The organism is Sporichthya brevicatena (assembly GCF_039525035.1).
GTDB classification, from domain to species: domain Bacteria; phylum Actinomycetota; class Actinomycetes; order Sporichthyales; family Sporichthyaceae; genus Sporichthya; species Sporichthya brevicatena.
In genome coordinates this window covers 111270-123799 of sequence record NZ_BAAAHE010000004.1, presented here as the reverse complement: position 1 = coordinate 123799, position 12530 = coordinate 111270, and the positions used below count along the sequence as shown (strand labels likewise).

Annotated in this window: 14 protein-coding genes; 12 read left to right on the top strand and 2 right to left on the bottom strand. The window is 74.2% G+C overall.

The window, feature by feature from the left end; all coding sequences use genetic code 11:
* Window positions 1–47 precede the first annotated feature (47 nt).
* The 7 genes from ABD401_RS01940 to ABD401_RS01910 all read left to right on the top strand — a co-directional run bounded on the left by ABD401_RS01940 (window position 48) and on the right by ABD401_RS01910 (window position 6277).
* Complete coding sequence (locus ABD401_RS01940) at window positions 48–1139, top strand: DUF7847 domain-containing protein (protein WP_344601005.1); 1092 nt, start codon at window positions 48–50, stop codon at window positions 1137–1139.
* On the top strand, window positions 1136–1819 hold the full coding sequence (locus ABD401_RS01935; RefSeq protein ID WP_344601003.1) for a DUF4129 domain-containing protein: 684 nt from the start codon (window positions 1136–1138) through the stop codon (window positions 1817–1819). Before ABD401_RS01940 ends, ABD401_RS01935 begins: the two co-directional genes overlap by 4 nt.
* Complete coding sequence (locus ABD401_RS01930; RefSeq protein WP_344601001.1) at window positions 1816–3045, top strand: DUF4350 domain-containing protein; 1230 nt, start codon at window positions 1816–1818, stop codon at window positions 3043–3045. Before ABD401_RS01935 ends, ABD401_RS01930 begins: the two co-directional genes overlap by 4 nt.
* Window positions 3042–4040 carry an AAA family ATPase gene (locus ABD401_RS01925; RefSeq protein ID WP_425566040.1) on the top strand — a complete coding sequence of 333 codons (999 nt, stop codon included), beginning with the start codon at window positions 3042–3044 and terminating at the stop codon, window positions 4038–4040. Before ABD401_RS01930 ends, ABD401_RS01925 begins: the two co-directional genes overlap by 4 nt.
* A 19-nt stretch (window positions 4041–4059) precedes the next feature.
* The gene (locus tag ABD401_RS01920; protein ID WP_344600999.1) at window positions 4060–5352 is read left to right on the top strand and encodes a DUF58 domain-containing protein; all 1293 of its coding nucleotides are present in this window, start codon (window positions 4060–4062) and stop codon (window positions 5350–5352) included.
* Window positions 5353–5383: 31 nt separating this feature from the next.
* Window positions 5384–5749, top strand: a complete 366-nt coding sequence (locus tag ABD401_RS01915; RefSeq protein ID WP_344600997.1) for a hypothetical protein — start codon at window positions 5384–5386, stop codon at window positions 5747–5749.
* Between the two features lie 78 nt (window positions 5750–5827).
* Window positions 5828–6277 carry a cupredoxin domain-containing protein gene (locus ABD401_RS01910; RefSeq protein WP_344600995.1) on the top strand — a complete coding sequence of 150 codons (450 nt, stop codon included), beginning with the start codon at window positions 5828–5830 and terminating at the stop codon, window positions 6275–6277.
* Between the two features lie 191 nt (window positions 6278–6468).
* Here ABD401_RS01910 and proS read toward each other — a convergent pair whose 3' ends face one another.
* The gene (gene proS / locus ABD401_RS01905) at window positions 6469–7926 is read right to left on the bottom strand and encodes a proline--tRNA ligase (RefSeq protein WP_344600993.1); all 1458 of its coding nucleotides are present in this window, start codon (window positions 7924–7926) and stop codon (window positions 6469–6471) included.
* 114 nt (window positions 7927–8040) lie between these two features.
* Between proS and ABD401_RS01900 the strand changes: the two genes are divergently transcribed.
* The 3 genes from ABD401_RS01900 (at window position 8041) to ABD401_RS01890 (ending at window position 9723) form a co-directional block, all read left to right on the top strand.
* Window positions 8041–8517 carry a hypothetical protein gene (locus ABD401_RS01900; protein WP_344600990.1) on the top strand — a complete coding sequence of 159 codons (477 nt, stop codon included), beginning with the start codon at window positions 8041–8043 and terminating at the stop codon, window positions 8515–8517.
* A 96-nt stretch (window positions 8518–8613) separates the two neighbouring features.
* Complete coding sequence (locus tag ABD401_RS01895) at window positions 8614–9078, top strand: hypothetical protein (RefSeq protein WP_344600988.1); 465 nt, start codon at window positions 8614–8616, stop codon at window positions 9076–9078.
* Between the two features lie 3 nt (window positions 9079–9081).
* Window positions 9082–9723, top strand: coding sequence for a hypothetical protein (locus ABD401_RS01890; RefSeq protein ID WP_344600986.1), 642 nt, complete (start codon window positions 9082–9084; stop codon window positions 9721–9723).
* A gap of 119 nt (window positions 9724–9842) precedes the next feature.
* Here the strand turns inward: ABD401_RS01890 and ABD401_RS01885 are convergent, their stop codons facing one another.
* Window positions 9843–10847, bottom strand: coding sequence for a stage II sporulation protein M (locus tag ABD401_RS01885; protein ID WP_344600984.1), 1005 nt, complete (start codon window positions 10845–10847; stop codon window positions 9843–9845).
* Window positions 10848–10865: 18 nt separating this feature from the next.
* On the opposite strand from ABD401_RS01885, the gene ABD401_RS01880 reads away from it, so the two are divergent.
* Both ABD401_RS01880 and ABD401_RS01875 read left to right on the top strand, forming a co-directional pair.
* Window positions 10866–11993, top strand: coding sequence for an RDD family protein (locus ABD401_RS01880; RefSeq protein WP_344600982.1), 1128 nt, complete (start codon window positions 10866–10868; stop codon window positions 11991–11993).
* Between the two features lie 216 nt (window positions 11994–12209).
* A complete protein-coding gene (locus ABD401_RS01875; protein WP_344600980.1) occupies window positions 12210–12491 on the top strand; it encodes a hypothetical protein in 282 nt (93 codons plus the stop codon).
* Window positions 12492–12530 lie beyond the last annotated feature (39 nt).

Here is a 12530-nt window from a genome sequence, read left to right as displayed (position 1 = left end):
CCTGACACGATGATCACTGCCAGACGGACGGGCCCGGGAGGAGGACGATGACCAGCGAGCCGCCGGGCTGGTCCTCGCCCGCGTCCGGGGAGACACCCGCGTCGGGCGGCTGGTCCGCCCCGGCCCCCACCGCCACGTACGGCGGTCCGGGCTACGGCGCCCCCGGCTACGGCCCGGGCTACGCACCGCGCCCGCTCGAGGTCCGGCCCGGTGTCGTGCCGCTGCGGCCGCTCGGGGTCGGCGAGATCATCGACGGCGCGATCTCCACGATGCGCCGGCACTGGAAGCTCCAGCTCGGGCTGTCGGCGGCGGTCGTCACCGTCGTCTCGCTGCTCCAGGCCGGGGCGCTGTACCTGCTCTACCGGAACACCTCCGGCATCTCGGGCGGCGAGATCACCGGCCCCGAGAGCGAACCGAGCGCGGCGGCGAACGTCGCGCAGGTCGTCACGATCGTCATCGGGCAGCTCGCGCAGATGGTGCTGCTCGGGATCCTGGTGTTCATCGTCAGCCGGGCCGTGCTCGGCCAGGATGTGACGCCCGCTCAGGCGTGGGCGGCGGTGCGCCCGCACCTCTGGAAGCTGATCTGGCTGTCGGTGCTGATCATGCTGCTGATGGGCGTCGTGATCGGCATCCCGATCCTGATCACGATCGCGGTGGCGGTCGCGGACGCCTCGACCCCGGTGATCGTCACGGTCGCGGTGGTCGGCGAGGTGATCGCTGTCCCCGTCGCGGTCTGGCTCTGGGTGCGGCTCGGCGTCGCGGCCCCGGCGCTCGTGCTCGAACGGACCGGGATCGCGGGCGCGATGCGCCGCTCGGCGCGACTGGTCCGGCGCAGCTGGTGGCGGGTGTTCGGCGTCCTGCTGCTCTCGACGGTCGTGTCGACGATCCTCGGCGGCATCATCCAGACGCCGTTCACCTTCGGCGCCGTCCTCACCGGCTTCGACCTCGACGGCACCGAGGCGCCCGGCGTGTGGTTCTACGTCCTGACGACGATCGGCACCTCGATCGCCGGGACCATCACCTACCCGTTCACCGCGGGCGTGGCCGCCCTGCTCTACATCGATCTGCGGATGCGCCGGGAGGCGCTCGACATCACGCTGGTCCGGTCGACCCGGACCGGCGCGGGCCCGCGCGCGTGAGCGGGTTCGCGACCGGCGCCCTGACCGTGCCGGTGGTGCCCGACCCCGCCGCGGCCCGCGAGGCCGCCGAGCGGGAGCTGTCCGACCCGACGTACCGCAGTCAGGAACCCACGCTGTTCGAGCGGATCACCGACGAGATCCTCGACCGGCTCGGCGATTTGTTCAACCGCACCGCGGACAACGCCCCCGGCGGGCGCTGGTCGCTCGTGCTGCTCACGCTGCTGATCCTGCTCGCGCTGTGGGGCCTGCGGGCGCGGCTCGGGAAGCTCACGACCTCCGGTCGGCGCACCGCGGAGGTCTTCGGGACGACGGTCCGCACCGCCGCCGAGCACCACGCCGAGGCCGACCGCGCCCTCGCGGCGGGGGACCTCTCCGCCGCGGTCACCGAGCGGTTCCGCGCGCTGGTCCGCGGTCTGGAGGAACGTGGCCTGCTCGACCCGCGGCCGGGCCGGACCGCCAACGAGGCCGCGGAGGAGGGCGGGCGACTGCTGCCCGGCTGCGCCGCTCCGCTGCGCGCCGCGGCCCGCGTGTTCGACGAGGTCCGCTACGGCGGACGGACCGCGACCGTCGTCGGGCACGACACCGTCGCCGACGCCGATCGCGCCGCCCGGGCCGCCCGCCCGGTGGCGAGGGCCGCCGCCGCCCCCGACACCTGGGTCGCCCCGGGGAGCGGGTCATGAGCGACACCGCGACCGTCGAGAACGCGGTGCCGACCACCTCCGCGGCCCCGGGCGCGCGGACGGTCTGGCAGTCGGTTCGGGTGCCGGTGATCGCGGTAACCGTCCTGCTGCTGGTCAGCGTCGGACTCGCGGTGCTCGCCGGCCGCGGCGCGACCGGTGAGCTGGACGCGGAGTCCTACGAGCCGGCCGGCAGCCGGGCGATCGTTCAGTTGCTGCGCGACGAGGGCGTCACGGTCCACGTCGCGCGGACGGTCGCGGAGGCTCGCGCGGCCGCCGAGGGCGCCACCGTGCTCGTCACCCACCCGGCGCTGCTGCCCGCCGACCGGCTGACCGCCGTCACCGCGGACGCCGCCGGCGTCGTGCTGGTGCAGCCGACGAGCGCCGCCCTCGAGGCGGTCGCCTCGGACCTGGTCCCGTTGGTCAAGGACGACGTCGAGGACCGCGACCCCGGCTGCGCGCTGCCGATCGCGCAGCGGGCCGGGCGGGCCGAGGTCGGCGGCGTCGAGTACGGCCGCTTCGCTCCGCGGCCGGACGCGCCGCCCGTCGCGCTCTGCTACCCGCGCGCCGAGCAGGAGCGGATCCCGTCCGCTCCGCTGGCCCGGGAGGGCCGCGTCACCGCGCTCGGCGCCGGCAACTTCCTCACCAACGACCGCCTCGACTCCGACGGCAACGCCGCCCTGGCCCTGGGCCTGCTCGGCGAGCGCGCGGACCTCGTGTGGTTCCGCCCGTCGCTGGACGACCCGGCCCTGGAGGGCGGGTCGAAGCCGCTGCACGTGCTGCTGCCGGACTCGGTCAAGGTCGCGCTGCTGCAGCTCGCGATCGCCGCGCTGGTCGTCGCCGCCTGGCGCGCGCGCCGGCTCGGGCCGGTGGTCGCGGAGCCGTTGCCCGTCGTCGTCCGCGCGGCGGAGGCGACCGAGGGCCTCGCCCGCCTCTACCGCCGGGCCGAGGCACGGCACCGGGCCGCGACGTCGTTGCGCGACGCGGCCGTCCGCTCGATCGCGCCGCGCTTCGGACTGCCGCCGGTCGGGGCCGACCCGCGCGCGGTCACCGAGGCCGTCGCCCGGCACACCGGCCGGCCCTCGCACGAGATCGGCGAACTGCTCTACGGCGAGGCCCCCGACGGCGACGCCGCTCTCGTCGACCTCGCCGACTCCCTGGACACCCTGGCCGCGCAACTGCGGAACGGGAAAGCGCGGGAAGGTCACCCCCCGAAAGGAACACCGTGACTGAGAACCTCACCGGAGCCTCCACCTCCCCCTCCGCGGAGGAGGTGGCTCGCGCGCACGCCGCTCTGGTGGCGCTCCGCGCCGAGGTCGGCAAGGCCGTCGTCGGGCAGGACGCCGCGGTGACCGGGCTGGTGATCGCCCTGATCTGCCGCGGGCACGTGCTGCTCGAAGGCGTGCCCGGTGTCGCCAAGACCCTGCTGGTGCGCTCGTTCTGCCGCGCGCTGAACCTGCGCACGACGCGCGTGCAGTTCACCCCCGACCTGATGCCCGGTGACGTCACCGGGTCGCTGATCTACGACGCGCGCACCGCGGAGTTCTCCTTCCGTCCCGGGCCGGTGTTCACCAACCTCCTGCTCGCGGACGAGATCAACCGGACGCCGCCGAAGACCCAGGCCTCTCTCCTGGAGGCGATGGAGGAACGGCAGGTCTCCGTCGACGGCACCCCGCGGCCCCTGCCCGAGCCGTTCCTGGTCGCCGCGACCCAGAACCCGGTCGAGTACGAGGGCACCTACCCGCTGCCCGAGGCGCAGCTGGACCGGTTCCTGCTCAAGCTCGTCATGCCGCTGCCCGGCCGCGACGACGAGATCTCGGTACTGCAGCGGCACGTCTCCGGCTTCGACCCGCGCAACCTCGAAGCCGCCGGCGTCACCCCCGTCGCCGGGCCGGCCGACCTCGCCGTCGCCCAGGCCGCGGCCCGAGCGGTGACGGTGCGGGACGAGATCGTCGCCTACGTCGTCGACCTGTGCCGCGCGACGCGCGAGTCGCCCGCCGTGCGGCTCGGCGTCTCGCCCCGTGGTGCGACCGCGCTGCTGGCCGCCAGCCGCGCCTGGGCCTGGCTGTCCGGTCGGGACTACGTGCTGCCCGACGACGTCAAGGCGCTCGCGCGCCCCGCGCTGCGGCACCGTCTCGGTCTGCGGGCCGAGGCCGAGCTCGAGGGCGCGACCACCGAGGGCGTGTTGGACCAGGTGCTGGCCAACGTGCCGGTGCCGCGGTGACGGTCCGGGGGGCCTCTCGATGGCGTTGACCGGACGCGCGGCGCTGATCGCGGTCCTCGCAACCGTGGTCGCGTACGCGGCCGCGACACCGGTCGCCGTGCTCGTCGTGGACCTCGCACTGCTGGCGGCGATCGGGCTCGACCTGGTCCTCGCGGGCCGGGTGAAGGACCTCGCGACGACGCGGTCGGGCACCGGCACGGTCCGCCTCGGTGAACCGACCGAGGTGACGCTGACCGTGGCCAACCGCGGCTCGCGGACGGTGCGCGGCGTCCTGCGCGATGCGTGGCCCCCGAGCGCAGGGGCCACGGTGACCCGGCATCAGATCTCAATCCCGCCCGGGGAGATCCGGCGCGTGGTGACGCCCCTGCACCCCACCCGCCGCGGCGACCGTCCCGCCGATCGGGTGACGGTGCGTTCGGTCGGCCCGCTCGGTCTGGCGGCCCGTCAGGGGGCGCACTTCGCGCCGTTCGTCGTCCGCGTCCTGCCGCCGTTCGCCAGCCGTTGCCACCTCCCGTCGCGGCTGGACCGGCTGCGCGCGCTCGACGGCCGGACCGCGGTGATGGTCCGCGGCCAGGGGACCGAGTTCGACTCGCTGCGCGAGTACGTCGTCGGCGACGACGTGCGGTCGATCGACTGGCGCGCGACGGCCCGGACGTCCGACGTCACCGTCCGCACGTGGCGGCCCGAGCGGGACCGGCAGCTGCTGCTCGTCCTCGACACCGGACGGCTGTCGGCCGGTCGCGTCGGCGACGCCCCGCGCCTGGACGCGGCGATGGACGCTGCGCTGCTGCTGGCCGCGCTCGCCTCGCACGCCGGGGACCGCATCGACCTGTTCGCCTACGACCGCCAGGTCCGGGCCGGCGTGGCCGGGGTCAGCGGCTCGGCCCTGCTGCCCGCGCTGGTGTCGGCGATGGCACCGGTGGAGCCCGCTCTGGTCGAGACCGACATGCGCGGCCTCGCCTCGGAGGTGCTGCGCCGGGGTGGCCGCGGGTCCCTCGTCGTCCTCCTCACCGCGCTGGACCCGGAGCCGGTCACCGCCGGGCTGCTGCCCGTCCTGCCGTCGCTGACGGCCCGCCACCGGGTGCTGCTCGCGTCCGTCGCGGACACCCGGATCGCCGAGCTCGCCGCCGGCCGCGGCGACGTCGACGCCGTCTACGCGGCGGCCGCCGCCGAGCGGATGCGCGGCCAGCGGGCCCGGACCGCGGCCCTGCTCGGGCGGCGCGGCGTGGAGGTCCTCGACGCCCCGCCCGAGGTGCTCCCACCCGCCCTCGCGGACCGTTACCTGGAACTCAAGGCGGCCGGAAAGCTCTGACCGGGGCGCTGCGCATGTAATGCTCGATGCCATGGCTCCCCCGCTGGATCCCGACCGCGTGGTCTCCGCGACCGTCGCCGCCTCGGCCGAGGTCGCCTCGGTGGTGGCCGGGTTCGTCCGGCTCCCCCGCAAGGTCCTGACGATGGTCGAGAAGGCCGACGCGCTGCTCGACCGCGCGGACTCGCTGATGGTCCAGGCCGAGCGTTCCCTCGAGCACACCGAGGGTCTGATGCCGGTTCTCCAGCAGGTCGACCGCCTCGGCCCGGACGTGGCCGAACTGTTACGCGTCACCGACGAGGTTCGACGGGCCGTCCTGGGTATCCCGGGCGTGGGCATGCTCTGGCGCCGCGGCGGTCCCGCCGCCGAGGCCGCCGGAACGGACCAACCCGCGCGGTAGGTTCGCTGCGAATGCGTGCCGACACGGCGTGAGCACCCGCCCCCGCGGGTCGCGCCTGCCTTCGAGAGGACGCCCAGCATGAACTTCCGCACCCAGCTCGCCGCCGCCGCTTCGGTGGTGCTGCTCGTCGGGCTCGCCGCCTGTGGGGACGACGACGACAACGAGACCGCGTCACCGACCACCCCCGACACGGTCAACCAGCCGGTCGGCGGCAGCTCGAGCGGCAGTGCGAGCGACGCCTCCGCGTCCCCGAGCACCGACCACTCGGACCACGCGATGATCACGATGACCGACAACAAGTTCTCGCCGGCGAACCTCACCGTCGAGCCGGGCGCCGTGGTCATGGTCGGGAACGCCGGTCAGGCGACCCACGACCTCAAGGACGAGAAGACCAAGGGCAAGGAGTTCGACAGCGGGGACCTCACGGCCGGCGAGCAGGGCGAGATCACCGCTCCCGACAAGACCGGCGAATACCCGTACTACTGCACGTACCACTTCGGCATGACGGGCACGCTCACCGTCAAGTGACCCCCGCTCCGCCGCCGACCCCGGTCAGCGCCGCCCCCGTCAAAGCCGCTCCCGTCAAAGCCGCTCCCGTCAAGAAAGGGTGACACCCCTTACTCCGCAGTAAGGGGTGTCACCCTTTCTTCACGCAGTGGGGGTGACACCCTTTCCGGCGCCGAAAAGGGTGTCACCCTTTTCGGCGGCGGCGGCGGTGGTCAGTAGGCGCGGCCGAACAGGACCCGCGTGCCGTAGGCGGCGGGGGCGTTGCAGCGGATGCAGGTGCCCTCCTCCGGCTCGCCGTCGTTCGGGATGCACCGCGGGGTCGCGGCGGCGCTGGCGGCCTTGATGTCGTCCTCGCACGCGGGCTGACCGCAGTGCAGGACGCGGGCCCAGCCGGTGTTCGTGGCCTCCAGGAAGGCGTCCCAGGTGTCGACGGTGTGGATGTTCGCGTCGCGGAACTCGGTCGCGCGGGCGAGCATCGCCGCCTGGATCTCGTCGAGGATGCCCGGGATCGCGGCGGCCAGGCCGGCGAGCGGGAGCGACTCCTTCTCACCGGTGACACGACGAGCGACCTCGGCGACGCCGTTCTCCAGGTCGCGCGGCCCGATCGCGATGCGCAGCGGCACTCCCCGCATCTCGTGGTCGTTGAACTTGAAGCCCATGGAGACCTGCGGCCGGTCGTCGACGTGGACGCGGACCTTCAGCGCCTTGAGCTCGGCGACGAGGGCGTCGACGGCCTCCAGCACCGGACCGGCGGCGTCGCCCTTGCCCATCGGCACGATGACGACCTGATGGGGCGCCAGCTTCGGCGGGAGCATCAGGCCCTTGTCGTCGCCGTGGGCCATGATGATCGCGCCGATCATGCGCGTCGACATGCCCCAGGACGTGGTGTGGCAGTACTGCTGGCCACCTGACGATGCGTCAGCGTATTTGATGTCGAAGGCCTTGGCGAAGTTCGTGCCCATGTAGTGCGACGTGCCCGACTGCAGGGCCTTGCCGTCGCGCATCATGCCCTCGATGGTGAACGTCCGCAGGGCGCCGGCGAAGCGCTCGCCCGCGGTCTTCTCCCCCGGGACGACCGGGATCGCGGCCCAGTCGCGCGCGATCTCGACGTAGACGTCGAGCATCTGCAGCGTCTCGCGCATCGCGTCGGCCTCGTCGACGTGCGCTGTGTGACCCTCCTGCCAGAGGAACTCGGTCGTCCGCAGGAACATGCGCGGGCGCAGCTCCCAGCGAACGACGTTGGCCCACTGGTTGAGCAGCAGCGGCAGATCGCGGTGCGAGGCGATCCACTTCGCCATCATCTCGCCGATGATCGTCTCGGACGTCGGACGGACGACCAGCGGCTCTTCGAGCTCCTTGCCACCGGCGTGCGTGACGACGGCGAGCTCGGGCGAGAAGCCCTCGACGTGCTCGGCCTCGCGCTTGAGGTAGCTCTCGGGGATGAACAGCGGGAAGTACGCGTTCTCGTGGCCGGTGTCCTTGATGCGGCCGTCGAGCGCCGACTGCAGCAGCTCCCAGAGCCGGTAGCCGTACGGGCGGATCACCATCGTGCCCTTGGCCGGGCCGCGGTCGACGAGCTGCGCCCGCAGCACGACGTCGTTGTACCAGTCGGAGAAGTTCTCGCTCTGGGGCGTGACCGCCCGTTCGTCCTTCGCGGATCCCTTGGCCATGGGGCCTGAGGCTACTGGCCGCGACGACACGGCCCGGCTCCGGCCCGATTTGCTGGACTTCGGGCGGATTCCGGGGAACGGTGGGCCGACCTAGCTGTTACAGGGGAGGCTGTTGTGACTCGTGGGACTTATACGCGCGTTCTGCTCGCGACCGGGTTGGCGTTCTGCACGCTGCCGGCGTTGGGGGTGAACCCGGCGGCGGCGACGCACGTCGTCTCCCCGGCCGACGAGCCCGGACCCGCCGCCGCCGAGGCCGCACCCGCTGACGCGGCCCCCGCCGCGGCCGCACCCGCGGAGGCCGCCCCGGCTGAAGCCGCCCCGACTGAAGCCGCTCCCGCTGAGACCGTCCCGGCCCCGGAGGCCCCGGCTCCGGCGGCCCCCGCCGACCAGGCTCCGGCCCAGCCCGCACCCGCCCAGCCCGCACCCGCCCAGCCCGCACCCGCCCAGCCCGCACCCGCGACCCCGGCCGGAGAGGCGGCTCCGGCCGAGCAGCCGAAGGGCCTGTCGTCGACCGTGGTCGAGCACGCCTCGACGCTGATCCAGGTCGCCGGGGAGAGCGCGCGCCCGCCGGCCGGCGGCGACGTCGAGTAGCCGCCCGCGCGACCCGCACGCGAGCCCCGGAGCAACGAACGTTCTGCCCGGGGCTCTCGTCCTCCAGGATGAGGACACCCGGACCCAGGAGGACCCGTGAACCCCACCGCGCGCAACGCGTCCCGTCTCGTCGGCAAGGCCGTGCTCGCGACCGGTCTGGTCGTCGGCCTCACCCCGGTGCTCGGCGCGAACCCGGCCTACGCCTGCTCGTGCATCGGGCCCGTCAGCGAGGAGAAGCTCAAGAAGCAGGCCCAGGTCGTCTTCAAGGGCAAGGTGAAGTCGAAGTCCGGCACGGTCGACAGCCCGGGCAGCACCGGCGCCGAGACCGTGACGTACGCGTTCTCCGTCAGCCGCACCTACAAGGGCAAGGTGCGTGTTCCGCAGCTGGTCGCGACGGCGAACTCGAGCGCGACGTGCGGCGTGCGGCTCTCGGTCGGCTCGACGTACATGGTCTACGCGACCCGCGCCGAGCCGGCGAACAAGTCGAAGGCCGCCCGCCGCGCGGCCGACCGCAAGCCGCTGCAGATCAACCTGTGCGGCGGCACGCACAAGATCACGTAGCTCGTGCGCCACGCCCTCGCCCGCCTGGGCCTCGCCGTCGGACTCGCGGCTGCCGCGGTCCCCACCCTCGGGGTGGGGACCGCGCACGCCTGCAGCTGCGCGCCGAGCACCGACGCGGAGGCCTTCGCCCGGGCGAGCGCCGTCTTCACCGGGACGCTGGTCAGCCGCGACCTGCCGAACGGCGGCAACCGGACGCAGTCCTCGATCGACCCGGCGATTCACACCTTCGCCGTCGATCGCGTCTACAAGGGCACGATCACCGACCCCCAACGCGTCGTCAGCTACGCCGAGGGCGCCTCCTGCGGTCTGGAGCTGCGCGGCCCCGGCCCGTTCGTCGTCTTCGCCGGTCGTAGCACGAGCGACGACCGGACCCTCGCCGCGTACCGGGACCTCCCGTCGTCCTTCCGCTGCGACGGCAGCCGCGCGCTCGCCGCGAACGAGACCCTCCCCTTCGGCCGGGGCGCGGCCCCGGCCGCGGCGTCCACCTCGAGCCCGTCGAGCCCGGACACCCCGTCGATCCTCGGCCCGAGTTCCGACGCCGGCGACGACGAGGGGCCCGGGACCAGCACCGCCGTCGCCCTCGGCATCGCCGCCGTCGCCCTGATCGCCGGCGGCATCGTCCTCCGCACCCGCGGCCGCCGCTGACCCTCGGCGCTTCACTCGCCGCAGCCAGGCCTTACTCGCCCGGCCGGGCGAGTAAGCGCTGTCCCCGGCGAGTGAAGCGCGTACCCGGGGGGCGGGGCGGGCGGGCGGCGAGGGGTGCGTCAGGCCACGACGGGGCGGAGGTCGCCGGCGGCGGTGGGGTCGATGTCGCCGGTGTGGCCGGCGCGGGCGGCGCGGCCGCCGAGCACGAAGACGTAGACGAGGAACAGCACCTCGGCGACGACGCCGATCCCGATGCGGGCCCAGGTCGGCAACCCGGACGGGGTCACGAAGGCCTCGAGAATTCCGGAGATCAGCAGGACCACGACGAGCCCGATCGCGATGCCCATCGCGGCGCGGCCCTCGCGGGCGAGGGCGACGGAGCGGGGGTCCGGGCCGGGGTCGATCAGGGTCCACCCGACGCGCAGGCCGGCCCCGGCGGCGACGAAGACGGCGGTGAGCTCGAGCAGCCCGTGCGGGATCAGCAGGCCGAGGAAGATGTCCAGCCGCCCGGCCTCGGCCATCAGACCCAGGGCGACGCCGACGTTCGCCGCGTTCGTCCAGAGCACGAACAGGACGGGCACGATCGTGATCCCCAGCGCGAGGGACATCGCGGCGACCCACGCGTTGTTGGTCCACACCTGCGCCGCGAACGAACTGGCCGCGTGGGTCGAGTAGTACGACTCGAACTCACCGCCCGGACGGGTGAGCGTCGCGATCTCGTCGGGCGCGCCGATCGAGGCCTGGACCTCGGGCGTGCGGGCGACCCAGGCCGCCATCGCGCCGACGACGACGAGGAACGCGGCCGACACCGCCGTCCACCACGGGGCCGCGCGGTAGACCGCGGCCGGGAAGCCCCGGAGGACGAAGTCCGCGACGTCCCGCCGCGCCGGGGTCGACGCGCCCGCGACCGTCGAGCGCGCCCGGGCCACCAGGCTGGAGAGGCGGCCGACCAGCGCCGGGTCCGGCGCCGCCGACTGCAGGATCGACAGGTGGGTGGCCGCGCGCTGGTACAGCGCGACGACCTCCTCGGCCTCGTCCCCGGTCAACCGGGACGAGCGCGTGAGCAGGGATTCGAGACGCGCCCAGTCGCGCGAATGCACGGCGACGAACGCATCGATGTCCACGTCCTAGAGACTAGGACCATGAGCGCGTGGGGGCCGGGGTCCGCTCCGGGATGGGGGCCGGCTCCGTCGGCTCCCCCGCCGGGCGCCCGGGACGTCGTCACCGGCGAGGCCGTCGCGCTCGAACTCCGCCTCGCGAAGGTGCCCAGCCGCGCGCTGGCCCTCGTCATCGACATCGTCCTGATGGCGATCCCCCTGTTCGCGATCGGTGTCCTCGCCGCCGTCGCGGCCGGCAACACCGACGAGGCGCTCGGCGCCGCGATCGTCCTGGTCAGCGTCGTCGGCGTCGTGATCGGCTACCCGGTCCTGTTCGAGACGCTCTCGCGCGGCCGCAGCCCCGGCAAGGCCGTGCTCGGCCTGCGCGTGGTGCGGGACGACGGCGGTCCCGTCCGGTTCCGCCACGCCCTGACGCGGGCGCTGGTCGGCGTCCTCGTCGACTTCAACCCGATCCTCGTCGGCGCGGTCGGCGTCCTCGTCTCGCTCGGGTCGGCGAAGGGCAAGCGGGTCGGCGACATGCTCGCCGGGACGGTCGTGATCCGCGAGCGCGTGCCCACCTCGACGTCCCCGCCGGCGGAGATGCCGCCGCACCTGGCGCAGTGGGCCGCCTCGCTGCCGGTGTCGCGGCTGCCGGACCCGCTCGCGCTCGAGGCCCGGCAGGTCGTCAGCCGCCAGGACGAGCTCGACCCCGAGTTCGCGGTGTCCCTGTCCCGGCAGCTCGCCGACGAGGTCCTCGCCGCGCTCGGCACCACCGCACCCGGGGGGTCGGACCCGGTCTCGGTCCTGTCCGCCGTCCTCGCCGAGCGGCGCAACCGCGAGCTCGCCCGCGCCGGCATCGCCCCCGGCCAGATGGCACCGGGAGCGCCCGCGTGGGGCCCGCCCGCCTGGGGCGCCCAACCGTCCTGGGGCGCTCAACCGTCCTGGGGCGCCCAACCGTCCTGGGGCCAGCCGGGTTGGGGTGCCCCGCAGCCGGGCTGGGGAGCGCCGCCGCCCGCAACTCCCCCCGCAACTCCCCCCGCGGCGGCACCGCCGGCCGTCCCGCCGTCCCCGGCACCGAACCCCCCGGCACCGAACCCCCCGCCACCCCCGGCACCGAACCCCCCGGCGCCGGAGCCCCCGCCACCGCCGGGGCCGTTCGCCACCCCCGGCTGAGTCCGCGCCCGGTCACTCGGACGGCGTAAACCCGCAGGTCAACGCCGAGTTTCCGATTTGTCCACCAAGCGGGTGATGCACCCTCAGCCGATCGGCTGATTTCCCGCGACACACCGCGGAATTTGCCTCCGGGGTGAATCGGATCTGCGTCCTCCGGCGTCTCAGCGCACACGACTCCACGCCAAGGGGCGCGGAACGACGCGGGGGAGCTCAACGATGAGCGAGCAGGTGACGGTGCAGGTGACGCCCGACATGACGGTTGGCGACCTGGCCGAGGTGTTGTTCTGCAGCAGCCTCCAGCCGTCCGACGAGCTGGACGCGGACAAGGTCGCGGCCGCGATCTCGCAGAGCCTGCGCAGCCACCACGGGCAGATCCGGGAGTGCGCCGAGGAGCTGGCCGCCAGCTACGGCAAGGACCCCGAGATCACCTGCCTGCGGATGCGCTGGGCGCGCACCGTCGTCGCGCGGACGTTCCCGACCGCGCGCGTGGCCAGCTAGAAACAAGAGCTCCGTGCCGCCGGGGTGTGGCCCCCCGGC

Coding starts and splice junctions, on each gene's coding strand:
- ABD401_RS01920 (WP_344600999.1), top strand. CDS start 4,060: ATGGCGTTGACCGGACGCGCGGCGCTGATCGCGGTCCTCGCAACCGTG.
- ABD401_RS01940 (WP_344601005.1), top strand. CDS start 48: ATGACCAGCGAGCCGCCGGGCTGGTCCTCGCCCGCGTCCGGGGAGACA.
- ABD401_RS01930 (WP_344601001.1), top strand. CDS start 1,816: ATGAGCGACACCGCGACCGTCGAGAACGCGGTGCCGACCACCTCCGCG.
- ABD401_RS01910 (WP_344600995.1), top strand. CDS start 5,828: ATGAACTTCCGCACCCAGCTCGCCGCCGCCGCTTCGGTGGTGCTGCTC.
- ABD401_RS01915 (WP_344600997.1), top strand. CDS start 5,384: ATGGCTCCCCCGCTGGATCCCGACCGCGTGGTCTCCGCGACCGTCGCC.
- ABD401_RS01875 (WP_344600980.1), top strand. CDS start 12,210: ATGAGCGAGCAGGTGACGGTGCAGGTGACGCCCGACATGACGGTTGGC.
- proS (WP_344600993.1), bottom strand. CDS start 7,926: ATGGCCAAGGGATCCGCGAAGGACGAACGGGCGGTCACGCCCCAGAGC.
- ABD401_RS01880 (WP_344600982.1), top strand. CDS start 10,866: ATGAGCGCGTGGGGGCCGGGGTCCGCTCCGGGATGGGGGCCGGCTCCG.